Annotated in this window: 24 protein-coding genes; 18 read left to right on the plus strand and 6 right to left on the minus strand. The window is 63.4% G+C overall.

All coding sequences use genetic code 11. The features are described from left to right. Window positions 1-70 precede the first annotated feature (70 nt). From GRI59_RS06850 to GRI59_RS06860, 3 genes are all read left to right on the plus strand, one after another. A complete protein-coding gene (locus GRI59_RS06850; RefSeq protein ID WP_337190270.1) occupies window positions 71-1,195 on the plus strand; it encodes a site-specific DNA-methyltransferase in 1,125 nt (374 codons plus the stop codon). A 9-nt stretch (window positions 1,196-1,204) separates the two neighbouring features. Further along, complete coding sequence (gene folP / locus GRI59_RS06855) at window positions 1,205-2,317, plus strand: dihydropteroate synthase (protein WP_160760502.1); 1,113 nt, start codon at window positions 1,205-1,207, stop codon at window positions 2,315-2,317. A gap of 330 nt (window positions 2,318-2,647) precedes the next feature. Continuing rightward, on the plus strand, window positions 2,648-3,838 hold the full coding sequence (locus GRI59_RS06860) for an alkaline phosphatase D family protein (protein ID WP_237440733.1): 1,191 nt from the start codon (window positions 2,648-2,650) through the stop codon (window positions 3,836-3,838). A 21-nt stretch (window positions 3,839-3,859) separates the two neighbouring features. On the opposite strand, the gene GRI59_RS06865 is transcribed toward GRI59_RS06860, so the two are convergent. Both GRI59_RS06865 and GRI59_RS06870 read right to left on the minus strand, forming a co-directional pair. Beyond that, window positions 3,860-4,618, minus strand: a complete 759-nt coding sequence (locus tag GRI59_RS06865; protein ID WP_160760503.1) for an SDR family NAD(P)-dependent oxidoreductase — start codon at window positions 4,616-4,618, stop codon at window positions 3,860-3,862. Window positions 4,619-4,651: 33 nt separating this feature from the next. Next, a complete protein-coding gene (locus GRI59_RS06870; RefSeq protein ID WP_160760504.1) occupies window positions 4,652-6,097 on the minus strand; it encodes a sigma-54-dependent transcriptional regulator in 1,446 nt (481 codons plus the stop codon). A gap of 424 nt (window positions 6,098-6,521) precedes the next feature. Here GRI59_RS06870 and GRI59_RS06875 point away from each other — a divergent pair, with 424 nt between their 5' ends. From GRI59_RS06875 to GRI59_RS06940, 14 genes are all read left to right on the plus strand, one after another. Then, window positions 6,522-7,643: a Rossmann-fold NAD(P)-binding domain-containing protein gene (locus GRI59_RS06875; RefSeq protein ID WP_160760505.1), complete on the plus strand. Its 1,122-nt coding sequence runs from the start codon at window positions 6,522-6,524 to the stop codon at window positions 7,641-7,643. A gap of 4 nt (window positions 7,644-7,647) precedes the next feature. Further along, window positions 7,648-8,013, plus strand: coding sequence for a PH domain-containing protein (locus tag GRI59_RS06880; protein WP_160760506.1), 366 nt, complete (start codon window positions 7,648-7,650; stop codon window positions 8,011-8,013). A 9-nt stretch (window positions 8,014-8,022) separates the two neighbouring features. After that, on the plus strand, window positions 8,023-8,304 hold the full coding sequence (locus tag GRI59_RS06885; RefSeq protein WP_068351175.1) for an NAD(P) transhydrogenase subunit alpha part 2: 282 nt from the start codon (window positions 8,023-8,025) through the stop codon (window positions 8,302-8,304). Between the two features lie 3 nt (window positions 8,305-8,307). Continuing rightward, window positions 8,308-9,765, plus strand: a complete 1,458-nt coding sequence (locus tag GRI59_RS06890; RefSeq protein ID WP_419866794.1) for an NAD(P)(+) transhydrogenase (Re/Si-specific) subunit beta — start codon at window positions 8,308-8,310, stop codon at window positions 9,763-9,765. Next, a complete protein-coding gene (locus GRI59_RS06895; RefSeq protein ID WP_160760507.1) occupies window positions 9,765-10,106 on the plus strand; it encodes a hypothetical protein in 342 nt (113 codons plus the stop codon). The genes GRI59_RS06890 and GRI59_RS06895 overlap by 1 nt, the downstream gene beginning before the upstream one ends. A gap of 56 nt (window positions 10,107-10,162) precedes the next feature. Continuing rightward, a complete protein-coding gene (locus tag GRI59_RS06900) occupies window positions 10,163-11,368 on the plus strand; it encodes a parallel beta-helix domain-containing protein (protein WP_160760508.1) in 1,206 nt (401 codons plus the stop codon). Continuing rightward, complete coding sequence (locus GRI59_RS06905) at window positions 11,365-12,378, plus strand: SO2930 family diheme c-type cytochrome (RefSeq protein WP_160760509.1); 1,014 nt, start codon at window positions 11,365-11,367, stop codon at window positions 12,376-12,378. The genes GRI59_RS06900 and GRI59_RS06905 overlap by 4 nt, the downstream gene beginning before the upstream one ends. After that, complete coding sequence (locus GRI59_RS06910) at window positions 12,375-13,358, plus strand: alpha/beta fold hydrolase (RefSeq protein WP_160760510.1); 984 nt, start codon at window positions 12,375-12,377, stop codon at window positions 13,356-13,358. Before GRI59_RS06905 ends, GRI59_RS06910 begins: the two co-directional genes overlap by 4 nt. A 93-nt stretch (window positions 13,359-13,451) precedes the next feature. Further along, complete coding sequence (locus GRI59_RS06915) at window positions 13,452-14,156, plus strand: aspartate/glutamate racemase family protein (protein WP_160760511.1); 705 nt, start codon at window positions 13,452-13,454, stop codon at window positions 14,154-14,156. 297 nt (window positions 14,157-14,453) lie between these two features. Beyond that, window positions 14,454-15,617: a deoxyguanosinetriphosphate triphosphohydrolase gene (locus tag GRI59_RS06920; RefSeq protein WP_160761547.1), complete on the plus strand. Its 1,164-nt coding sequence runs from the start codon at window positions 14,454-14,456 to the stop codon at window positions 15,615-15,617. Continuing rightward, window positions 15,610-16,332, plus strand: coding sequence for an NAD(P)H-binding protein (locus tag GRI59_RS06925; RefSeq protein ID WP_237440734.1), 723 nt, complete (start codon window positions 15,610-15,612; stop codon window positions 16,330-16,332). The genes GRI59_RS06920 and GRI59_RS06925 overlap by 8 nt, the downstream gene beginning before the upstream one ends. Then, on the plus strand, window positions 16,329-16,781 hold the full coding sequence (locus GRI59_RS06930) for an ABA4-like family protein (protein ID WP_202390939.1): 453 nt from the start codon (window positions 16,329-16,331) through the stop codon (window positions 16,779-16,781). The genes GRI59_RS06925 and GRI59_RS06930 overlap by 4 nt, the downstream gene beginning before the upstream one ends. A gap of 133 nt (window positions 16,782-16,914) precedes the next feature. After that, a complete protein-coding gene (locus GRI59_RS06935) occupies window positions 16,915-18,477 on the plus strand; it encodes a long-chain-fatty-acid--CoA ligase (protein WP_160760512.1) in 1,563 nt (520 codons plus the stop codon). A 16-nt stretch (window positions 18,478-18,493) separates the two neighbouring features. After that, window positions 18,494-19,093: a DUF938 domain-containing protein gene (locus GRI59_RS06940; RefSeq protein WP_160760513.1), complete on the plus strand. Its 600-nt coding sequence runs from the start codon at window positions 18,494-18,496 to the stop codon at window positions 19,091-19,093. On the opposite strand, the gene GRI59_RS06945 is transcribed toward GRI59_RS06940, so the two are convergent. From GRI59_RS06945 to GRI59_RS06950, 3 genes are all read right to left on the minus strand, one after another. Beyond that, window positions 19,090-19,221 carry an Entericidin EcnA/B family protein gene (locus tag GRI59_RS06945; RefSeq protein ID WP_160760514.1) on the minus strand — a complete coding sequence of 44 codons (132 nt, stop codon included), beginning with the start codon at window positions 19,219-19,221 and terminating at the stop codon, window positions 19,090-19,092. The two genes, GRI59_RS06940 and GRI59_RS06945, sit on opposite strands and share 4 nt — an antisense overlap. Before the next feature lie 97 nt (window positions 19,222-19,318). After that, window positions 19,319-19,450: a hypothetical protein gene (locus tag GRI59_RS15930; protein WP_272917005.1), complete on the minus strand. Its 132-nt coding sequence runs from the start codon at window positions 19,448-19,450 to the stop codon at window positions 19,319-19,321. Between the two features lie 64 nt (window positions 19,451-19,514). Further along, window positions 19,515-20,426 (minus strand): DMT family transporter, encoded by a 912-nt coding sequence (locus tag GRI59_RS06950; RefSeq protein WP_160760515.1) that lies wholly within the window; start codon window positions 20,424-20,426, stop codon window positions 19,515-19,517. Between the two features lie 65 nt (window positions 20,427-20,491). Between GRI59_RS06950 and GRI59_RS06955 the strand changes: the two genes are divergently transcribed. Beyond that, window positions 20,492-20,734 (plus strand): hypothetical protein, encoded by a 243-nt coding sequence (locus GRI59_RS06955; RefSeq protein WP_160760516.1) that lies wholly within the window; start codon window positions 20,492-20,494, stop codon window positions 20,732-20,734. Window positions 20,735-20,843: 109 nt separating this feature from the next. Here the strand turns inward: GRI59_RS06955 and GRI59_RS06960 are convergent, their stop codons facing one another. Next, window positions 20,844-22,367: a TadA family conjugal transfer-associated ATPase gene (locus GRI59_RS06960; RefSeq protein WP_183363630.1), complete on the minus strand. Its 1,524-nt coding sequence runs from the start codon at window positions 22,365-22,367 to the stop codon at window positions 20,844-20,846. Between the last annotated feature and the right edge of the window lie 174 nt (window positions 22,368-22,541).

The following is a 22,541-nucleotide window of genomic DNA, read 5'->3' on the forward strand; positions in this document are numbered from 1 at the left end:
AAAGACTCATGCCTGTGGATAAGTTGACAGCATAAGAAGCGGGGCAAGGCCGGTGAGTGTGATAGAAGAAGTGAAATCGCGGGCAAAAAGCGTTGTAAAGACGCCGGAAACTGCGCGCGCACTCGATTTGCCGCTGGGCCGGATCCTGCCGGGCGATTGCATCGCCGCGATGCGCTCGCTCCCGACCAACAGCGTCGATCTCGTCTTCGCCGATCCGCCCTACAACCTCCAGCTTGGCGGCGATCTCAACCGGCCCGATGGCAGCCATGTCGATGCCGTGACCGATCACTGGGACCAGTTCGCCAGCATGGCGGTGTATGACAAGTTCACCCGCGAATGGCTGACCGAGGCGCGCCGCGTGCTGAAGCCCGATGGCGGCTTGTGGGTGATCGGGAGCTACCACAACATCTTCCGCGTCGGATCAATCTTGCAGGATCTGGGGTTCTGGATTCTCAACGACATCGTCTGGCGCAAGAACAACCCGATGCCCAACTTCCGCGGCACCCGTTTCACCAATGCGCATGAAACGCTGATCTGGGCGAGCATGGGCGAAAAGGCGCGCTACCACTTCAATTACCGCGCGATGAAGACTTTGAATGATGAACTTCAGATGCGCTCTGACTGGGTCATGCCGATCTGTGCGGGCGGTGAGCGGCTCAAGGAAAACGGAAAGAAAGCCCATCCGACCCAGAAGCCCGAGGCGCTGCTCTACCGCGTGCTGTTGGCGACGACCGAGAAGGGTGACGTGGTGCTCGATCCCTTCTTCGGCACCGGGACGACCGGCGCGGTCGCCAAGCGGCTGGGGCGCGAGTGGATCGGTTGCGAGCGGGAGGATTTCTACCGCGAGGTCGCGATGAAGCGGATCGAAAAGGAACTCCCCCTCGATGAAAGCGCGCTCACCACGATGCAATCTGCGCGCACCGCGCCCAAGGTGGCGTTCGGCGCGGTGGTCGAGGCGGGGCTGATCCCGCCCGGCACGCAGGTGTTCGACAAGAAGCGCCGCTGGATCGCGACAGTGCGCACCGACGGCTCGCTGGAATGCGAAGGCAAGACCGGCTCAATCCACGGGCTGGGCAAGGACCTGCAAGCCGCGCCGAGCTGCAATGGCTGGGCGTTCTGGCATTACGAGACGGGCGACGACGTGCAGCCGATCGATGCCGCGCGGCAGCTTTACCTGCTGGCGGCGGAGGACTGATCGCAGCACATGGGCGACGCGGTCTATCTCCATCCGCTGACGCTTGTCCCCGGCCCGCAGGCCGTGGAGGGCGAGGCGGTGCGGCTCGGTGGCTCGATGGCCTATGCGCGCGAGTTTGCGCTGGTGGTCCGAACGAATGGCGCGGTGTCCGAGCGGATTGTCGGCACGCCCAAGGAGATCGAGGCGGCGCTGGCGCGGCTGTCAGGCGCTCTTGCGCAGGATGCGGCGGCGCAATGGGCCAACCTCACCAAAACCCACGCGCCCCTTCAACTGGGCAGTCGGACCATCCGACTGGATCAGCCCCAGATCATGGGCATCCTCAATGTCACACCCGATAGCTTCTCCGACGGCGGCCAACACGACGCCATCGAAGCGGGCCGCGCCCACGCTGCTGCAATGCTGGAAGCGGGCGCGGCGATAATCGACATTGGCGGAGAGAGCACCCGTCCCGGCGCCGCGGCGACGTTCGAGGACGAGGAAATCCGCCGGATCGTCCCCGCCGTCGAATATTGCGCCAGCATGGGCGCCGCGATCAGCCTCGATACCCGCCGCGCAGGCGTGCTTGCCGCCGGGCTTGCGGCAGGCGCGCATATGGCGAATGACGTCTCGGCGCTGCGCTACGACCCGCGCAGCATCGAAGTGGTCGCCAGCGCCGCTTGCCCCGTCATTCTGATGCACGCACCCGGAGCGGGTGAAGATCTCCACGCTGGCGGCACCTACGCCGACGTGGTCAGCGACGTCTTCGACTTCCTCAAATCCGCCCGCGCCCGCGCCATTGCCGCCGGTATCGCCGAGGATCGCATCATTCTCGACCCCGGCATCGGCTTCGGCAAGTCGCTGGCCGAGAACCTCGCCCTGCTGAACGCCTTGCCGCTGTTCCACGCGCTCGGCAGCCCGCTGATGCTGGGGGCGAGCCGCAAGCGGATGATTGGCGCGCTGTCGGTCGAGGAGAGCGCAGACCAGCGCCTCGCCGGATCAATCGCCTTGGCGGTGAAAGGCATGGAAGCCGGCGTCCACCTGCTGCGCGTCCATGACGTCGCCGAGACGGTGCAGGCGCGCAATGTGTGGCGCGGGCTGCGGGATGCAGCGCTGACCGATTTCAGCGCACTGCCGATGATGTAAACTGGCGGGCAGCCGCATTTCCTACCGCGCAAACATCCGGTATGATCGGTCATCGCCATGATCACGCCTCTCCGCCGAACCGCCATAAACGCCTCCATCGGCCGGAAATGTGCCTTGCGGGGGAGGGGGGGCTAATCCGGCGAAGTGTCAACTTCGTTTTTTCAGATTAAACCTATGATTTATTGAATGAAAAAGTCTGAAATGCCGCTTGACAGGGTGTCAACTTTGTCAACTTCGGCCGGAGCGCAGATGACGGCTACCGTGTCGCACAGCTGTAACCCAGCGCCTTCAGCAGACCACCCGATTGACGTATCATTTCAGGAGCCTTTCATGCGCCGTTCCCATTCGCTGCTCGCCACCACCGCCCTTCTTGCCGCCGCGATCATGCCCGCGCCGCTGATGGCGCATGATGACGAGCCTGCACCGTCAAGCAAGGCTCCGGTCGCGGTCAGTCTGACGCCCGATCAGCTGCTCGCCCCCTATTACGAGGCGCTGCGCCAGCAGGTCGTGATGCCGGTCGCAGGGCCGAACCCCGCGCTCGCCGCCAACACCACGCTGACCCGCATCGCGGTGGGCAGCTGCAACCACCAGAACGCGCCGCAGCATATGTGGGGGCAGATCGCCTCAGCCAACCCGCAGCTGTTCCTCATGATCGGCGACAATGTCTATGGCGACAACGGCTGGGATGCCGACGCTGGACTTGAGAGCTTGCGTTCGGCCTATGCCTTGCAGGCCTCGTACCCCGAATTCGCGGGCTTCCGCGCCAAGGTGCCGATGATGGCAACTTGGGACGATCACGATTTCGGCCTCAACGATGCGGGCGGGAATTTCCCGATGCGTCGCTGGGGCGAGACGCTGTTCGAGACCTTCTGGGGATCGTCCGATGCCGTCCGCTCGCGTCCCGGCGTTTACGAGAGCAACATCACCGGCCCGGAAGGCAAGCGGGTGCAGGTCATCCTGCTTGATACGCGCTTCTTCCGGTCTGATCTGAAGCGCGCCGCTTGGACCAAGGATCGCCCGCCGCTCGGTAGCTATCTGCCGGACGAAAACCTCGACAAGACCATGCTCGGCGATGCGCAGTGGACGTGGCTGGAGCAGGAGCTGGCCAAGCCGGCCGATCTGCGGATCGTGGTGTCCTCGACCCAGGTGATCACCACCGCGCACCAATTTGAAGGCTGGACCAATATGCCGGTGGAACGCAACCGGCTGCTCGAGCTGCTCAAGGGCCGCGAAGCGAGCGGGGTGGTGATCCTGTCGGGTGATCGCCACGCGGCCGGCATCTACAAGACCGCGCACAAAGGCGAGACGATGTGGGAGCTGACCAGTTCCTCACTCAACCTGTCATTTGGCAGCGACAATGATCGCAGCACCGCGCGCGAACCGGATGCTGCGCGGGTGACGAAGTTCTTCTCGGAGGAGAATTACGGCCTTGTCGATATCGACTGGAAGGCCAAGGCGCTCACCATTACGCTCAAGAACAACACCAGCGCGACGCTGGCGGAGCAGCGCTTCACATGGTGAGTGGCAGGAAACTCTGTAATATCAGAGGGTAAACCCGCCGTCCGACACCATGACATGGCCGGTGATGTTGGAAGCGGCGTCGCTCAGCAGGTAAAGAATGCTGTCGGCCATTTCCTCGGAAGAGGCGAAGCGGCCCAAGGGCGTGGTCTTGGCCATCGCCTTCAGGGTCGCCTCTCGCCCGATGGCGGCGACGGAGCGCTGGAAGTCCTCGCCGCTTTCCCAGATCGCGGTATCGACTCCTCCGGGAGCTATCGCGTTGACGCGGATGTTGTGTTTGGCGTTCTCGACCGCCGCGATCCGCGCCATGTGGGCGACGGCTGCCTTGGAGACGCCATAGGGACCGATTCCGGCAATCGGCTTCAGACCCGTTGTCGAAGCGACCACCACTGCGCTGCCTCCCTTCGCTTGCATCGCCCGCAGCGATGAGGCGAGGGTCATGAATGCGCCGTCGAGATTGACCGCCATTACCTTGCGCCATTCGGCCAGAGAGACGCTTGCGATGGGTCCGCCCGAACCGATCCCTGCGTTGACAATGGCGTGGTCGAGACCCGTCAAGCGGGGTTCGAGCGCCTGCCAAAGCGCCTCATCGGCCACGCTGCCGACAATGCGGTGCACGTCGCCCGGAAGATCGAGCGCGTCGAGCCCAGCGCTGTCAACATCGACCAGAAACAGGGTCGTCGCACCGCGCGCTGCCAATGCCTTGGCGCAGGCCGCGCCGATCCCCGAAGCGGCACCGGTGACGAGCGCCGAGCGTCCGGCGAAATCCTGAATTGCTGTCATGGGGTCAGCGGCTAGTCCCGCAAACCTCGCTGATCAAGCCGCGTTGTCGATCCCGAGATCGGAAAGCTTGCGGTAGAGCGTGGAACGCCCGATCCCCAAGCGCCGAGCGACTTCGGTCATGCGGCCGCGATAATGGCCGATGGCGAGGCGGATCACGTCGGCCTCGATCTCTTCCAGCGGACGCAGATTGCCATCGTCGGTGTAGAGCATGATGCCCACACCTTCATGCGCGCTTGCGACGGTGACGCTGCCCTGTTCGCCGAGCATTTCGGACAATTGCGGGAAGCTGTCGGCACCCAGCGAATTGCTCTCGCAATAGACCGCGGCACGGAACAACACGGATTGAAGCTGGCGGACGTTACCAGGCCAATCATAGGCAGCTAGCAGCGCCAGCGCGCTGTCGGAGACGGAAAGGTGGTTCAGGCCTGGTTGCTCGCCGATGCGGGCGAGGAAATGGCGGGTCAGCGCCGGAATATCGCCGGTGCGGTCGCGCAGGGGTGGCAATACAATCCGGGTCGCACCCAGCTTTGCGGCGAGGCCTGCATCGAATTGCTTGGCCTGCACCATCCGGTCGAGCCCGACATTACTTGTCACGAGCAACCGCACATCGACGCGGAACCCGTAGCTTGCGCCGACCGGCCGGATGATCCCGCTTTCGAGCGCTTCGGCGAGGCGTTGTTGCAGCACCGGCGTCAGGCGGTCGATCTCGTCGAGGATCAGCGTCCCGCCGTCGCAATGCTGGAACGCGCCGATCTGACGGTCGAACGCGCCGGGGAAGCTGCCGGGTTCATGCCCGAACAGCACCGAATCGATGGATCCGGGTGGGACCGAGGCGAGGTTGATGGTCCGCAAGGGTTCTTTCGAGCGCGGGGATGCACCGTGCATCGCACGCATCAGCATTTCCTTGCCGGTGCCGGTTTCGCCCTCGATCAGCACATGACCGTGCCCACGCGCGGCCTTGGCGGCCTGCGCCAGTGCAGCGCGGAACTGCGGAGCAGTGCCGATCATCGCATCGAAATCGAGGCTGGCGGACATCTTCTCGGTCAACGGGGCGAGTTCATCGCGCGGCGCTTCGCGGGTGGTGACCGTGCGCAGCGCTTCCATCAGGCGGTCGGGCGAGACCGGCTTAACGAGATAATCACTCGCACCTGCCCGCATGGCTTCCACCGCCAGCAGCGGCGAGGCGCTGGTGGTCAGCATCAGGATCGGCAAGGCTGGTCGGCGCGATTTGAGCTCAGCGATGAGCTGGCAGGCATCATCGCCCGGCACCCATTGATCGAGCAGAATCGCCGAAAGCTGCATCCCCTCACGCGTGCCGAGCATCGCGATCGCGGTCTCAGCATCCGAGGCGACGATCGTGCGCCAGCCATCACGCGCGGCAATCGCGGTGATGAGACGCGACTGCGCCGGCTCGTCATCGATGAGCATGACGATTCGCGCGTCTTCCTGCACTTCGGGGTGGCAATCAATATCCGCCATCGGTCCTGCCGCTCGCTTTCCCTTGTCCTGCCGGGCCTTGCTGGGCTCGGTCCGACACAAGCCCTTTGCATAAGGCGGGGAGGTAAAAACGGGATTAAGACTGTGCCGCGGCGGGACAGATGGTGGTCGGGGCTGAAACGCGCCTCTCACTAAAGGTGACTTGAGATAGCGGGGCTGCTCCGATACGGGAGCTTCGCAGGGGCTTTGCGGTCCAACGCATTTTTAAGGCAACCATTCGGCAACCAATCGCACTTCGGTGCGTTCGATAGCCCAAGGGGAAATACGACCTATGACTGTTCACGACATGGATAAGGCCACGGCCACCTACAGCGGGTTCATGGCGACGCTCAAATGGGCTGTGCCGGTAATCGCGGTGATCGCGTTTGCCGTCGTCGCCGCGATCGCCAGCTAAGCCGGCGCCCACGTGAAAATCGCCATCCTGAAAGAGCGCGCCTCAGGCGAGACGCGCGTCGCTGCTTCGCCGGAAACGGCCAAGAAGTTCGCAGCCTTGGGCTGTTCGGTCGCGGTAGAGGCCGGCGCGGGGGTGATCGCCTCGATCACCGACGCTGCCTATGCCGAAGCCGGTGCGACCATCGCTGACGCGGCGGCAACGGTGAAGGATGCCGATATCGTCCTCGGGATTCAGGCGCCCGAAGTAGCCCTGCTGGCTGGTGCCAAGCCCGGTGCTTGGGTTGCGGCGCTGTTCGATCCCTTTGCCAAGCGCGAAGTGGTCGATGCCTATGCCGCCGCCGGTTATGAGGCGCTGAGCATGGAGTTCATGCCGCGCATCACCCGCGCGCAATCGATGGACGTGCTGTCCTCGCAGTCGAACCTTGCCGGTTACAAGGCAGTGCTGGCAGCAGCCGATGCCTATGGCCGCGCCTTCCCGATGATGATGACCGCAGCTGGTACGGTGCAGGCCGCACGCGCCTTCATCATGGGCGTGGGTGTTGCGGGCCTTCAGGCGATTGCGACTGCTCGCCGTCTTGGCGCGCAGGTCTCGGCGACCGACGTGCGCTCGGCCACCAAGGAACAGATCCAGTCGCTGGGTGCCAAGCCGATCTTCGTTGAGAATGTCGCTGGGATCGAAGGCGAAGGCTCGGGCGGCTATGCCACCGAAATGAGCCCGGAGTACCAGAAGGCGCAGGCCGAACTGGTCAGCTCGCACATCGCCAAGCAGGACATCGTTATTACAACCGCGCTGATCCCGGGCCGCGCTGCACCGCGCCTGATCACCGACGAACAGATTGCGACGATGAAGCCGGGCAGCGTGATCTTCGACCTTGCGGTGGCGCAGGGCGGGAACGTCGAAGGCTCGGTGCCGGACGAGGTTGTGGTCAAGCACGGCGTCAAGATCATCGGCTATTCGAATACGCCCGCTCAGCTCCCCGCTGACGCTTCGGCACTGTTTGCCCGCAACCATTACAATTTCCTCAGTGCCTTTTGGGACAAGGAGCAGGGCAAGCCCGTTCTCGACGAGGAAATCGGCACTGCGATCCGCCTTACGCGGGGCGGCAAGGTTGTGAACGAGCGGCTGCTTGGTTAACCCGATGGGTCTGATCAACGCCACGGTCTGGGATGTCGAAGACGCCGCCGAAGACCTCGCCTATGCGCTGGCGCATGGTGAGGTGGTGCGGTTCGCGTTCAAGCTGGTGCGGGATTCGATTATCTTCACCGATCGCCGGGTCCTGATGATCGACATTCAGGGGCTGACGGGATCGAAGAAGCGGTTCCTGACGATCCCCTATCGCGCGATCACCACCTTCACGCTGGAAAGCGCGGGCCACTTCGATCTTGATACCGAACTCACGCTGACCGTTTCGGGCAGTGCGCCGATTGCGTTCAATGTTAGCCGCGGCGCGGATGTGCCGGGACTGGTGACGCTGCTCACCGAATATCTTGCGCCGGGGAAATAGGGGCGATCCATGGACTTCATTTCAATTCTCAGCATCTTCGTACTGGCCTGCTTCGTGGGCTATTACGTCGTCTGGTCGGTGACCCCGGCGCTGCACACCCCGCTGATGGCGGTGACCAATGCGATTTCGTCGGTGATTATCGTCGGCGCGCTGATCGCGGCGGCTGAGGCGAACAGCCCGATTGCCAAATATCTCGGCCTGTTCGGGGTAGTGCTGGCGAGCATCAATATCTTCGGCGGCTTTGCAGTGACGCAGCGCATGCTCGCAATGTACAAGAAGAAGGGGAAGTAAGAGATGAGCTTCTCCATTCTTGCCGCAGGCGCGGCCCACGCCGGCGGAACGCCGGCTTGGGCAATGCTCGCCTACCTCGTTTCCGGCGTGTTCTTCATCCTCGCGCTGCGCGGATTGTCGAGCCCGGCCACCAGCCAAGCGGGCAACCGCAATGGCATGATCGGCATGGCGATTGCGGTCTCCACGACGCTGGTCACCCACAACATCGCCAATATCGTCGAGATCCTGATCGCGGTCGGCATCGGTGGCGCGATTGGCGTGGTGGTTGCCCGCCGCATCGCCATGACCGCGATGCCGGAACTGGTTGCAGGTTTCCACTCGCTTGTCGGCCTCGCCGCGGTTGTGGTGGGCTTTGGTGCGTGGCTTGATCCGCAGTCGTTCGGGATTGTCGACGGCGCGAGTCAGATCATGGCGGTCAGCCGCGTTGAACTCGGCCTTGGTATCGCCATCGGGGCGATCACCTTCTCGGGTTCGATCATCGCCTTCCTCAAGCTGTCGGGCCGGATGAGCGGTTCGCCGATCATGCTGCCGGGGCGGCACGTGATCAACCTTGGTACGCTTGCGGCGATCATTGGCTTGATCGGCCTTTACACTGTCTCTCCAGATGGCGGCGCGGGTGAGGGCTGGATGGTTATCGCGGTCGCCGTGCTGGCCTTCATCATCGGCTTCCTGCTGATCATTCCGATCGGCGGCGCGGACATGCCGGTCGTGGTGTCGATGCTGAACAGCTACTCCGGCTGGGCGGCGGCGGCGATGGGCTTCACGCTGGGCAACAGCGCGATGATCATCACCGGCGCGCTGGTTGGCTCTTCGGGCGCGATCCTTAGCTACATCATGTGCCGCGCGATGAACCGCAGCTTCATTTCGGTGATCGCAGGCGGCTTCGGCGCGGCCCCGGAAGCGGGCGGCTCCGGCGGGGCGCGCGAACAGCGGCCCTACAAGCAGGGCAGCGCGGAAGACGCGGCCTACATGCTCGAACAGGCCGAGAAGGTCATCATCATCCCCGGTTACGGCATGGCGGTCGCCCAGGCTCAGCACGCGCTGCGCGAAATGGGTGACAAGCTCAAGGAAAAGGGCGTGGAGGTGAAGTACGCCATCCACCCCGTCGCGGGTCGTATGCCGGGACACATGAACGTGCTGCTGGCCGAAGCCAGCGTGCCTTATGATGAAGTGTTCGAGCTCGAAGACATCAACTCCGAATTCGCCCAGTGCGACGTCGCGTTCATCATCGGCGCGAACGACGTGGTGAACCCGGCGGCCAAGACCGACAAGTCCTCGCCGATCTACGGGATGCCGGTGTTCGATGTCGACAAGGCCAAGCAGGTGTTCTTCATCAAGCGTTCGATGGGCGGTGTCGGGTATGCCGGGGTCGATAACGACGTGTTTTACATGAACCAGACCGTCATGCTGCTGGCCGACGCCAAGAAGATGGTCGAGGAAATCGTCAAGTCGCTCGATTGATGAAGAAGCTCATTATCGGCCTTCTGTTGATCATCCTGCTGACGGGCGGGGCGGTGTTCACCGGCCTTGCCAACCCGCTGGTCGAAATGCAGGTCAAATCGGCGCTCGTCGAATCCGGTATCGGCGAGAAGCGCGCCGCATGCATGGCCGAGCGCATGGTCGACCGTCTGACCATCCCGCAGCTGTGGAAGTTGCGCCAGGGCATGGCCGCGCTGGAAGGCGAGCCTGAGGAAGGCTACGGCCTCGGCGAGCTTATCAAGCGGCTTGACCGGGTGGACGATAGCGAGGCTGTCGCCGTGCTCACCACTTCTGCCGGCCTCTGCGCGATCGGTATCGGCTGAGGCTTGCAATTGCTCCCCCGCCTGCGCAACACTGCGCGGTGGAGAGGGAGAACATCATGAACCGATTGGCACTTGCCGCCGTGTTGCTGGCCACAGCAGCGCCGCTCGCCGCCGAAACCCAACGGGTCGAACCGGGCGATGGTGCGGCGCAACGCTTGCAGGAAGCACTGATTCTTGCGGCGCCGGGCGATGTGGTTGAGTTGGGAGCGGGCCGCTTCGTCCTGACCGACGGGCTCAGCCTCGACGTTGACGGCGTGACGCTGCGCGGCGCGGGCATGGATGGGGAGAACGCCAGCGTGCTGGACTTCACCGGTCAGCAAGGCGCAGGTGAGGGGCTGCTGGTCACCTCCGACAACGTCACCTTGCGCGATTTCGCAGTTGAGAACCCCAAGGGCGACGGGATCAAGTCCAAGGGGGCGGACAACATCATCTACAGCGGCATCCGGGTCACATGGACTGGCGGGCCAAAGGCGACCAACGGTGCCTACGGCATCTACCCGGTTGAGAGCACCGGCGTGCTGGTGACGAACTCCAAGGTCTCGGGCGCGTCTGATGCGGGCATTTATGTCGGTCAGAGCCGCGACATCACGGTTCGCGGCAATCTCGTCGAATACAACGTGGCCGGGATCGAGATCGAGAACAGCCGCAACGCGCTCGTCACCGAAAACATCGCCACCCGCAACACCGGCGGACTGCTGGTGTTCGACCTTCCCGGCCTGCCAGTGATGAACGGCGGCAACGTGATCCTGCGCCAGAACGTCGTGGCGGATAACGACACCCCGAACTTTGCGCCTCCCGGCAATATCGTCGCCAGCGTCCGCCGCGGCACGGGCGTACTGGTCATGGCGAATGACGGGGTGCTGATCGAGGAAAACGCCTTCGAGAACAACCCGACCGCGCACATCATGGTGGTCGCTTACACCCAACCTTTCACCGACGAGCGCTACAATCCCTATGCCCGCAATGTGATCGTCGGCTTTAACGCCTTCGGGCGTGGCGGCGATGATCCGCAGCTTGATGGCAAGGAGCAATTGCTGGCGGCTTTCGGCGGCGCGCTTCCGCCGGTCCTGTGGGACGGGATCGTCGAGAAGGATAACGGGCTGAAGATTGCCAAGGGTGTGACCGGCTGGTCGCTCAATCTGTCAAAGCCGGGGCAGAGCCTTGCCGAAGCGCAGCCCGGGCCGCTGATGCTGACCCCGCTTGAAAGCTGGGAGTTTCCCGAAGTCGGTGCCCCCGCAGCGCTGGAGGCGCGGCTGAAGTGAAGCGGCCTGCCGCCGTCCTTGCGCTGTCGCTTGTCACGCTTGGCGGCGTGATGGCGAACGCGCGGCTGGTGGCCCCCACCATTTCGGATGCTGCGATCACGGGGAGCGGCTTTCCGGCCAAGCTTTCTGACTACGGCTTCTTCATCCAGCCCGATGCGCAGGTGCCGAATCTCGGCGTTCATCCCTATGCCCTCAACACCCCGTTGTGGTCCGACGGGGCGGAGAAGCTGCGCTTCATCTACCTGCCCGAAGGCACGCAGCTTGTGGCTGATGGCGAGGGGCTGCTGAAGTTCCCGGTCGGCGCAGCGATCATCAAGACATTCGCGTTCGGCGAAGGCGAGGCGCGGCGGTTGATCGAGACCCGCGTGCTGCTCCACCGCGCGGATGGCTGGGTGGCACTGCCATATCGCTGGAATGCCGAGCAAACCGAGGCGACGTTGGCTTTGGCGGGCGGCCGGCTCGATCTGGTCACTCCGGCAGGCGAGACGATTTCCTATGCTATTCCGAACAAGAACCAGTGCAAGGGCTGTCATGCCAAGGACGGGCAGGTGATCCCGATCGGCCCCAAGGCGCGTAATCTGTCGGTCAAGTGGATGGCACAGATGCTGGACAGCCGCGTACTCGACCGGCTGCCTCCGGGCGGGGCTACGATGCCAGTCTGGGCGGGTTACTCGGACAAGGGACCGGTGGAGCCCTTCGCCCGCGCTTATCTCGATGTGAACTGCGCCCATTGCCACCAGCCCGGCGGCGGCGCGTCCAATTCAGGACTCGATCTGCGCTGGGAGCAAGCCGATCCCCACGCGATCGGAATCCTCAAGCGCCCGGTCGCGGCGGGCCGCGGGGCGGGGGGGCATGATTTCTCGGTGCTCCCCGGCCAGCCCGATAAATCGATCCTGCTATTCCGAATGGATAGTGCGGAGCCCGGTATCGCCATGCCTGAACTGGGCAAGGCCAGCGTTGACAAACAAGGCGTCGCCGTCGTGCGGCGCTGGATTGCGGAGATGGAATGATGAAATGGGTCTGGCGCGGTTTGCTCGCGCTCCTTGGCATCCTCGTGATCGCCTTCCTGATCTTCCGCACCCCCGATACGGACGCGGCCGAAATGCGCGCCAAGTATGGTGGGCGACCATCGCAATTCGTCGCGATCGGTGGGGGCGTGACCGTCCACCTGCGTGACGAGGGGCCGAAAGATGCGCCCGCGATTGTGCTGCTCCACGGCTCCAATGCCGATCTGCACACCTGGGAGCCCTGGGTCGCGGCGCTCAAGGGCCAGTACCGGGTGATCCGGTTCGATCAGGTTGGTCATGGCCTCACCGGGCCTGACCCCAAGGACGATTACAGCCGCGACAATTACGTCGCCGATATCCTCGAAGTGGCGGACACGCTGGGGCTGAAGCAGTTCATCCTCGGCGGCAATTCGATGGGCGGAAAGCACGCGCTAGCCTTTGCAGTCGCCCACCCTGAGCGGCTGACCGGTCTGGTGCTGGTCGATGGCAGCGGCGGGCCGATGCTGAAGCTGGATACCAAGAAAGACGACGACAGCGGCAATATCGGGTTCAAGATTGCCCAGACGCCGGGGATCAATCTGCTGGTCGAGCAGATCACCCCGCGCAGCTTGATCCAGCAAAGCCTCGAACAATCGGTCTCGGTGAAATCCGTCGCGAGCGAGGCGGCCGTGACGCGTTACTGGGAGCTGCTGCGCTACCCCGGCAACCGCCGTGCGACCTTGAAGCGGTTCGGCTATCCCTATGATCCGCTGGCCGAGGCGGATATTGCCAAGGTCACCACGCCGACGCTGATCCTGTGGGGCGAAGAAGATCGCGTGATCCCGGTCGAAGCGGGCAAGTGGCTCGCCAAGACCATGCCGAACAACACACTGGTGATCTATCCAAAGATCGGCCACCAGCCGCACGAGGAAGCGCCTGACGCCACGCTTAGCGACTTGCAACCGTGGCTTGCCGAGCACGCCTTGACCGCAAAACCGGAGTAACCCCCGCCCGCACGCCCGGGCCCACTGGACGCCAAGGTTGCTTGCACCCTACACCCTTTCGCACTTGCACACAGAATCGAAAGGCTGGCGGCTTTGCGCAAACTCGGGATCATCGGCGGCAAGAGCTGGGTGTCGACCGCGACCTATTACGATCACATCAACCGCATCGTCCAGAAACGCGCAGCCCCGATGGCGAGCGCGCCGCTGCTGATTGAGAGCCTGGATTTTTGCCAGCTCTACGCCTTGCGCGAAGAACGTGACTGGCAGCGTGCGGCCAGCGTGCTGATCGAGAGTGCAAAGCGGCTTGAAGGTGCGGGTGCGGAGGGCCTCATCATCGGCGCCAATTCGATGCACCGGTTGTATGACGATGTGGCGGTCAGCGTGAACATCCCGATCCTGCACATCGCCGAATATGTCGGCCTCGCCATGAAGCTCGCCGGTGTGACCAGCGCGGCGCTGCTGGGCACCCGCAACGTGATGACCGAAAGCTTCTATCGCAAGCGGCTGGTTGCCCACGGGATCGATTTGCTGCCGCCCAACCTCGACTATGTCGAGATGCTCGACCGGATCATCTATGACGAGCTGATGGTCGGCAAGGTTACGCGCGAGGCCGAGCGGACGCTCAAGACGATCATCACCAACAAAGCCCAGGAAGGCGCTGGCGCAGTGGTGCTCGCATGCACCGAGCTGGATTTGGTGGTCGATGTCGATGCCAACGTCCTGCCGATCTTTGACAGCACCCGCATCCATTGCGAAGCGGCTGCGGACTGGATTTTGCATCAGGAAGCCGGGGGATAGTCTTCGGCTCATCGGGCTGGACGTGCTGTTGGTCGATTAGCTGGGTTGCAAGGGGTGCAACCGATTAACTTTTACTCCTAAGGCGCGCTCGGATTTTGTCGCGGAAACGTTTTGGCATTATCCGGGTCTTCGGGTCGCACCGATTGGCCCTTGGGGCCGCTTTCCTCCCCCCCAATCACCGGAAGGCGGCCCCATAATTTTTCTTATCCAACCGTCTGTTTTCCCGCCATTTTTGCAGTGTTCTTGCCTCGTTCTGGTTGAGAACCCTGTCCGGCTCGCCTACGCGCTCGACCTGTGATGACCCGCGCCCTCTATGCTGCCGACCCCGAGGCTCACGGGCCGCGCGAATTCGGCGGCGCTGGTGATGGCGAGCGGCGCGGTCCGCGCAGTGCTTTCCAGCGTGATCGTGACCGGATCATCCATTCGATGAGCTTCCGGCGGCTGAAATCCAAGACCCAGGTGTTTATCGCCCCTGATGGCGATCACTACCGCACCCGCCTGACCCACAGCCTTGAAGTCGCGCAAATCGGACGGGTGATCGCCCGCGCGCTTGGGCTGGACGAGGACCTGACCGAAGCCCTGTGTCTTGCCCATGATCTCGGCCATCCGCCTTTCGGTCATGCAGGGGAAGCGGCGCTTTCGGCTGCAATGGAGCGCCATGGCGGCTTCGATCACAATGCGCAGGCGCTGCGCACAGTGATGCGGATCGAGTGCCCTTATCCCGCGCATGACGGGCTCAACCTCACCTGGGATCTGCTGGAAGGCCTAGCCAAGCACAACGGCCCGGTGACCGCGCCAAACTGGGCGCTGGCGGAATTGGACGAAGCTTTTCCGCTGATGCTCGGCACTTGGCCCTCGCTCGAGGCGCAAGTGGCGGCTGTGGCGGACGATATTGCCTATGACAATCACGACATCGACGATGGATTGCGCGCCGGATTTCTGAGCCTTGACGATTTGCTCGCTCTCGATTTCCTCGCAGATCAGTGGCGTAGCGTCGAAAAGCGCTTCCCCCATGCCCCGCGTGACCGTCTGCTGCGCGAGATGATACGCGACCAGATCGGGCTGATGGTGAATGATGTGATTGAGCACACTGCGGCGCAGGTGAAAGGCCTGCGTTCGGTGGCAGATGTGCGCGAAGCCGGGCGCCAGCTCGCCGGGTTCTCCCCCGCGATGGCCGCACAGGAACGGCGCCTGAAGACCTTCATGTACGAACGGCTCTACTACCACCCCGAACAGATCGCGGCGGCCGAGCGCGCGCGTGATGTCGTGGCGCGGCTCTACGCCGCTTACGCGCAGGACGCGCGCCTTATGCCGGACGACTGGCAGGCCCGCCTGCCGCAGCGCGATCCGAGCCGCGCGCGGGTGATCGCCGATTTCATCGCCGGCATGAGCGACCGGTTTGCGATGCAGGCGGTGAGCAAGATCTACGGCGAGCGTCCCTCGGGTCTGATCAATGTCTGATCCGCGCAGCATGGGTCCGGTACGCATCGCTCTGGTCGGGGCAACAGGGCTGGTTGGCCGCCGCGTGATCGAGATTGCCAGCGCAGGCGATGAGGTGCGGATCGTCGGCATCGCCCGGCGCGAGGTTCCGCTGCCGCCCGGCGCGCGGATGGAGATGTTCGTGGCAGAGCCCGCCAAATGGGGCGAGGTCCTCGACGCGGTGCGCCCGCGCGCGCTGATCTGTGCGCTTGGCACCACCTGGAAGAAGGCTGGGCGTGATGAAGCCGCGTTCCGCGCGGTCGATCATGATCTGGTGCTCGCCACCGCCGAAACGGCCAAACGGGCCGGGGTGCCCAACATGGTGGTGATCAGTGCCGCGGGAGCCGATGCCCGTTCCAAGAGCCTGTATATGCGCGTGAAGGGCGAGACCGAAGAAGCGCTGTCACGCGTCGGGTTCAAGCGGCTCGATATCCTCCATCCGGGCCTACTACGCGGGACACGCACCGACGACCTGCGCTTTGCCGAGCGGGCGGCGATCATCGCCGCGCCGCTGATTGATCCGCTCTTGTCGGGTTCATGGCAGCGGTTCCGCTCGATCGATGCGGGGCTGGTGGCTGAGGCCGCGCTGGGGCTTGCGCTACGCCGGGCCGGTGGGCGCTTTACGCACGATAACGAGGCGATGCGCCGCGCCGCGCGTGAATGGCGTCGCTTGGGCGAGATGGGAGAGGCTCAATGATCGACTGGAATGCGTGGTTCAGCATGGTCAACCTGCTGGCGCTGATCGCGTGGACGGGGTTGATCCTGCTGCCGCGCTGGCCAGCGCTCCTGTCCGGAATCCTCTATCTCGGCATTGGCCTGCTATGCTTGATCTACGCCACCGGGCTGATCGGCCTGTTGAGCGGGCTAATCCCCAATCCGCAAGGCGGCGGAGCGAATTTCACGACCATCGAAGGCGTCCGCTCGATCTTTGGTTCGGACGGCGGCGTCACCATCGGATGGACGCATTACCTCGCCTTCGATCTGTTCGTCGGCCTGTGGATCGCCCGCGATGGCGATGCGAAGAACATCTCGCGCTTCATTCAGGCACCGGTATTGCTGGCGACCTTCATGGCCGGGCCGCTTGGCCTGCTGGTGTGGTTGGGCTTGCGCGAGCCGATTGCGCGGCGGCAGGGGCGCTTTCGCTAGCTTTTGTGGTCGCATCGCTGGTGGCCGAAAACCGGTCACCACTTTTCGGCGCGATGCTCCAAATCCCTGCTGGACCGTTACGTGACGTTGCGCTTAACCTCTCTCCACACAGCTTTTGGGAGAGAGCAGCGCCATGGCGAGAAACGCCTATCACGACTTTTCGACCTTCGATGCGATCCTGCACTTCTGGGCCAAGGAGCGGCCTGACGGTCCGGCATTCGATCACGACGGGCGGGTCACGAGCTATTCCGAGGCTGATCTCCTCACCCGCCAGCTGATCGCATTGTTGCACGCCCGCGGGATCGGCGCGGGGGACCGGATCGCGTGGCTCGGCAAGAACCGCGATACCTATTTCCTGCTCTATATCGCCGCGGCACGGATGGGCGCGGTGATGGTGCCGATCGGCTGGAGGCTGGCCCCGCGAGAGATTGCCTATATCCTCGGCGATACCGAGGCGAAGCTGCTGTTCGCCGATGCGGAATTCATCGAGACGGCGCACAAGGTCGCGGGCGAAGTTTCCGCCAATCCCGAAGTGATCGAGGCGGAAACCGCGCGCACGGCAGCAGGGGGCTTCGAACCGGCGGACTATACGCCGCCGGGGCCGCATGATCCGGTGTTGCAGCTTTACACCTCGGGGACGACCGGCAACCCCAAGGGCGCGATGCTGACCAACACCAATCTGCTCGGCCTGAGGAATGCGGGCAACGAAGCGGGGCTGGACTGGCAGTTCTACGAGCCCGGTGATTGCATGCTGATCGCCATGCCCTGCGCGCATATCGGCGGCACGGGGCTAGTGAACATCGCGATTGCCAATGGCGTGCGCAGCTTGGTGCAGGCGGAATTTTCCCCCGTCGGCGTGCTCGAAGCGATCGAGGCTGGGGCGACGCATATGTTCATCGTGCCGGCGGCGCTCCAGATGGTGGTGCAGCACTCGCGCGCGGCGACCACGGATTTCAGCAACCTCAAATACTTGATGTATGGCGCGGCGCCCATGCCGTTGGAATTGCTCAAGGAAGCGGTGCGGACTATGCCGACCACCCGGTTCCTGCAAGCCTATGGCATGACCGAAACGTCCGGCACGATCTCGATCTTGCCGCCCGAGGATCACTCCTTGGAGGGCAATCAGCGGATGCGCTCAGCTGGCAAAGCCTGCCCCGGTGTCAGTATCGAAGTGCGCGGGCCGGATAATGTCGAGGTCCCGCGCGGCGAGATCGGCGAGGTCTGCATACTCTCACCCAGCAATACCCCGGGCTATTGGAAGCTGCCCGACGCGACGACCAAGACCATCGACCCCGATGGCTGGCTCCACACCGGGGACGCGGGCGTGATGGACGCTGATGGCTATGTCTATATCCAGGACCGCATCAAGGACATGATCATCTCGGGCGGCGAGAACGTCTATCCCGCTGAAGTGGAAAGCGCGATTTACGGCCACCCCGCCATCGCTGAGGTCGCCGTGATCGGCGTGCCGAGCGCCAAGTGGGGTGAGGAGGTGAAGGCCTGCGTCGTCGCTAAACCTGGGCACGAAATCGACGAGGCTGATGTGATCGCCTGGACGCGTGAACGCATCGCTGCCTTCAAGGCGCCCAAGAGCGTCGATGTGATCCCACTGATGCCGCGCAACGCGAGCGGCAAGATCCTGCGCCGCGAGCTGCGCGCGCCTTATTGGGAAGGCCAAGAAAGACAAGTGAGTTAGCGGCAGGTCTCCTGACATGAAACAGCACGCCCCCGCCACAGAGCGCAACCGCGCACCGATTGCCGAAGTGCTGGCGAGCGAGTTGCCCGCCAGCGGCACTGTGCTCGAAATTGCGGCAGGGACCGGAGAACACGCGGTGTTCTTCGCTGGGCAATTCCCTGCCCTGCAATGGCAGCCGACCGATCCCTCGCCCGAGGCGCTGGAGTCCATCGCAGCCTATCGCGCGGACTATCCCGGTGACAATCTCGCTGTCCCGCTGCTGCTTGATGCAGCGGCGCCAGAGGCGTGGCCGGTCGCCCAAGCTGCTGCTTTAGTGTGCATCAACATGGTTCACATCAGCCCTTGGGAAGCGACCCTCGGGCTTTTCCGGGGGGCTGCCCAAGTGTTGAGCTTCAGCGGTGCACCGCTGATCCTTTACGGCCCCTATATCGAACAGGGCGTGGAAACGGCGCCGTCAAACCTCGACTTCGATGCCAGCCTGAAAGCCCGCAATCCACTTTGGGGCCTGCGCGAGGTCGAGGCTCTGGATGCGCTCGCCGCCACGCATGGTATGCGGCGGACCGCGCGCCACGCGCTGCCCGCCAACAACATCATGCTGGTTTATCGCAAGATTTAATCGATTGCGCGCTTGCCGGCCTGCCCGACCGACTTGATATCGTCGCCAATGCCGTCAACCGTATTGCACGCGGTAGCAGTCAGCGCGAGAGCGGCGAGGGCGGCGGCGGTCAATGCATTGCGAATCATCAGATCACATCCTTTATGGGAAGGCATGGAAGCTCAACGCGCGACCCTGCATAAATATTCCTGACAATTCCATGAAGCATCCCGCCGCCGCGTCGGCTCAGATTTCTTCTTCGACCTCTTTCGATGCCGATTTGAGGTCGTCGCCCATGCCGTCGACAGTGTTGCATGCGGTGGATGCCAACAGTGCCGGCACGGCGACGAGTGCGAGAAGCAGATTACGAGTGGTCATGGCGGGGTGCTCCTTTGAATGGACCCTACCTCGTGTACCGGCGCGAGTGTCCAAAAGGTCCATGCTATTCGCCAGAGTGCACCCGGGATCGGGCAAGCTGCCGCTCGCGCCAGGCAATCAACAGCCCGGCGGCGATGATCAATGGCGCGCCGAGCCACAGGCTGGCAGGCGCGGCGCGTTCGAAGATGGTGTAGCCGTAGAAGCTCGCCCATAGCAGCGCGGTGTAATCCATCAGCAGGATCACGGCGGCCGAACCGAACCTGAGCGAGGTGGTGAGCAGCATTTGTGCGGCCGCGCCAACCAGTCCCATGCCGAGGATCAGCGCCCAGGTCACCGGATCATGGCCCGCTATCACGAAGGGAAGGGCAATGGCAGCAATGGGCGTGGTCAGCGCGCTGAACCAGAAGACGATGCTCCACGGGTTCTCGGTGGTGTTGAGGTCCTGAAGCTGGAAGCTGATCAGCGCCACCATGAAAGGCGCGACCAGTCCGACCGCGACACCGGCCAGTGTCACGCCTTCGTGCAGCCCGGAAAACGGCTGCATCACCATGATAACCCCGGCAAAGCCCATCGCCACCGCACCCCAGCGGTAAGGGCCGATCCGTTCGCGGAATAACACGATGGCGATCAGCACGGCGAACACCGGTGCGGTAAAGCCGAGCGTCGTCGCCTCGGTCAGTGGCAGCAGCAAGACCGCGCCATAGGTGAAGATCATGCCGAACAATCCGCTCGCCGCGCGCCGGGCGTGCGCGGGGAGGCGTTTGGTCCTGAGCAGCGCAAGCTTACCTGTCAGCGCCAATCCCGCGCCGAGCAACACCACAGTGAGCAATTGCCGCCAGAAGATCAGCTCAATCAGATGCGCGCCGCGTGTCCCCGCCAGCTTGACCAGCATGCCCATCGTCGCCAGCGCAAACGCGGCCAGCAATCGGACGCCGAGCGCAAGCAAGGGGCGGGGGCGGGCGATCGAGCCATCCATCGCGCGACGGCTTGGCCGAGGCGAGAGGGTTGCGCAAGCAGTGCGCGCACCCACATAGCTCGCCGATGGACATTGTCGCCCAATTCGAACTGCTGAGCGATGCCGCGCAGCTTGCGTGGACGGGCGCGGCCTTGTGGGTGCTCGCTGGCATTGCGGCCGTCATGGAGCGGCGGCGGGCAAAGCGGCGCGATGTTGCGCGGCTGGAGCAGGTTGGTTGGGTACCGTGGACCAGCCTGTTCATGCTGGCAGCGATTGCGGGCGGCGGTTGCCTTGCGATGAGCCTGCCGGTCGTTCTGGGGGGACTTTAGGCCGTCAAATCAATGTCAGTGGCACACGAACCCGTAAGGGTTCGCAAGGCCGACCGGCCGCCGGCCGGCTAGGCCGAACGCGCCTGGCCGGACGGCCCGGATCGGCGTGTCAGAGACACGCCTCCAAATATGCCTGATCGAAGCCGAACTGCCGCGCCTTTTCCAGCGTGTAGGGACGCAGGCCGCTGGCGCGGAATTCGCCGAGGATCTTGCCGTCGTCGGTCTCGTCCAGGTATTCAAACTTGAACAATTCCTGCGTCACGATCACGTCGCCTTCCATCCCGATCACCTCGGTGATGTTGGTGGTGCGGCGTGAACCATCGCGCAGACGCTTCACCTGCACGATCAGATCGACCGATTCGGCGATCTGGCGGCTGATGGCCTCCTTGGGGATCTTGATGTCGCCCATCAGGATCATGTTTTCCATACGCCCAAGGCATTCGCGCGGGCTGTTGGCGTGGAGCGTACACATTGAACCATCGTGGCCGGTGTTCATCGCCGCCAGGAGATCGAAACACTCGGCGCCACGAATTTCCCCGAGGATAATGCGGTCAGGACGCATACGCAGAGCGTTCTTCACAAGGTCGCCGATGGTGATCGCGCCTTGCCCTTCAAGGTTCGGTGGGCGGGTTTCGAGCGGCAGCCAGTGCGGCTGCTGCAAGCGAAGTTCCGCGGCGTCTTCGATGGTCAGCACGCGCTCGCCCGGGTCGATCATCTTGGACAGGGCATTGAGCATGGTCGTCTTACCCGAACCGGTACCGCCCGAGATGACGATGTTCATCCGGCATGCGCCCGCGATCTTCAAGGCGGTACACATCTTGTCCGACATCGAACCGAAGTCGCGCAGCATGTCGAGCGTGATCGGCTTTTCGGAGAACTTACGAATCGAGATCGCGGTGCCGCGTAACGACAGCGGCGGCACGATTACGTTCACACGGCTGCCGTCCTTGAGGCGGGCGTCAGCGAGCGGCGTGGTCTGGTCGACGCGGCGGCCGACCATGTTGACGATCCGCTGCGCAATCTGGAACAGGTGCTGTTCGTCACGGAAGCGGATCGGGGCGAGCACCAACTTGCCCTTCTTTTCGATGTAGGTCTGATCCGGCCCGTTGACCATGATATCGGAAATGTCCGGATCGTTCAGCAGCTCTTCGAGCGGGCCGAAGCCGAGCAACTCGTCGATCAGCACCTTTTCCAGCGCGAACTGCTCGCGCCGGTTAAGCGTGACCTTCAGTTCGGCCAGCACTTCCATGATGATCGGGCGGAATTCCTCGGACAGTTCCTCCTTTGAGAGGGTCGCTGCCGCTTCGGGATCAACACGTTCGAGCAGGCGCGGGAGCACCTGCTCCTTGATCTTGTGGACGCTGGCTTCAAAGCCCCCGACTTCGGAATTCGACTCATTGATCGCGGCCATGCGTTCATTGAGGCGATCCATCGCTTCGGCGGTGGAAGCAGGCTTGGCGAGCGAAGGCGCCGGTGCAGGACGCGGGGCAGGGGGCTCACCCGGAATGGGCGGGAACTGTTCGCCCCCGCGCGGACCTGCGCCCCCACCCTTCATAGGCCGCGCGACACCGAAGGCAGGCCGTGAGCCCGGCTTCATTCCGCCAGCATTGCCCTTTTTTCCGAATGCGCTCATTCCCAGCCCCCGAGGCTCTCTCTAAATCCTTGCGCACCTCGCCTGAAGGAAGCGAAGGGTGCGTCTCGAAGAATGGTGAATAGGTAGGAAAGGTTGTTTTTTTCCTAAGGCCGCCCTGCCTGCGCAATCGTGGGGCTTGCTGTTCACTTTCGGGCGGCTAGAGCGGCTGAAACG

This window comes from Erythrobacter ramosus (genome assembly GCF_009828055.1).
GTDB lineage: Bacteria > Pseudomonadota > Alphaproteobacteria > Sphingomonadales > Sphingomonadaceae > Erythrobacter > Erythrobacter ramosus.

Bases quoted from the DNA above. Each gene is read 5' to 3' on its own strand.
- folP (WP_160760502.1), top strand. From the start codon at position 1,205: ATGGGCGACGCGGTCTATCTCCATCCGCTGACGCTTGTCCCCGGCCCG.
- GRI59_RS06860 (WP_237440733.1), top strand. From the start codon at position 2,648: ATGCGCCGTTCCCATTCGCTGCTCGCCACCACCGCCCTTCTTGCCGCC.
- GRI59_RS06865 (WP_160760503.1), bottom strand. From the start codon at position 4,618: ATGACAGCAATTCAGGATTTCGCCGGACGCTCGGCGCTCGTCACCGGT.
- GRI59_RS06870 (WP_160760504.1), bottom strand. From the start codon at position 6,097: ATGGCGGATATTGATTGCCACCCCGAAGTGCAGGAAGACGCGCGAATC.
- GRI59_RS06880 (WP_160760506.1), top strand. From the start codon at position 7,648: ATGGGTCTGATCAACGCCACGGTCTGGGATGTCGAAGACGCCGCCGAA.
- GRI59_RS06885 (WP_068351175.1), top strand. From the start codon at position 8,023: ATGGACTTCATTTCAATTCTCAGCATCTTCGTACTGGCCTGCTTCGTG.
- GRI59_RS06890 (WP_419866794.1), top strand. From the start codon at position 8,308: ATGAGCTTCTCCATTCTTGCCGCAGGCGCGGCCCACGCCGGCGGAACG.
- GRI59_RS06895 (WP_160760507.1), top strand. From the start codon at position 9,765: ATGAAGAAGCTCATTATCGGCCTTCTGTTGATCATCCTGCTGACGGGC.
- GRI59_RS06900 (WP_160760508.1), top strand. From the start codon at position 10,163: ATGAACCGATTGGCACTTGCCGCCGTGTTGCTGGCCACAGCAGCGCCG.
- GRI59_RS06910 (WP_160760510.1), top strand. From the start codon at position 12,375: ATGATGAAATGGGTCTGGCGCGGTTTGCTCGCGCTCCTTGGCATCCTC.
- GRI59_RS06920 (WP_160761547.1), top strand. From the start codon at position 14,454: ATGACCCGCGCCCTCTATGCTGCCGACCCCGAGGCTCACGGGCCGCGC.
- GRI59_RS06925 (WP_237440734.1), top strand. From the start codon at position 15,610: ATGTCTGATCCGCGCAGCATGGGTCCGGTACGCATCGCTCTGGTCGGG.
- GRI59_RS06930 (WP_202390939.1), top strand. From the start codon at position 16,329: ATGATCGACTGGAATGCGTGGTTCAGCATGGTCAACCTGCTGGCGCTG.
- GRI59_RS06935 (WP_160760512.1), top strand. From the start codon at position 16,915: ATGGCGAGAAACGCCTATCACGACTTTTCGACCTTCGATGCGATCCTG.
- GRI59_RS06940 (WP_160760513.1), top strand. From the start codon at position 18,494: ATGAAACAGCACGCCCCCGCCACAGAGCGCAACCGCGCACCGATTGCC.
- GRI59_RS06945 (WP_160760514.1), bottom strand. From the start codon at position 19,221: ATGATTCGCAATGCATTGACCGCCGCCGCCCTCGCCGCTCTCGCGCTG.
- GRI59_RS15930 (WP_272917005.1), bottom strand. From the start codon at position 19,450: ATGACCACTCGTAATCTGCTTCTCGCACTCGTCGCCGTGCCGGCACTG.
- GRI59_RS06950 (WP_160760515.1), bottom strand. From the start codon at position 20,426: ATGGATGGCTCGATCGCCCGCCCCCGCCCCTTGCTTGCGCTCGGCGTC.
- GRI59_RS06955 (WP_160760516.1), top strand. From the start codon at position 20,492: ATGGACATTGTCGCCCAATTCGAACTGCTGAGCGATGCCGCGCAGCTT.
- GRI59_RS06960 (WP_183363630.1), bottom strand. From the start codon at position 22,367: ATGAGCGCATTCGGAAAAAAGGGCAATGCTGGCGGAATGAAGCCGGGC.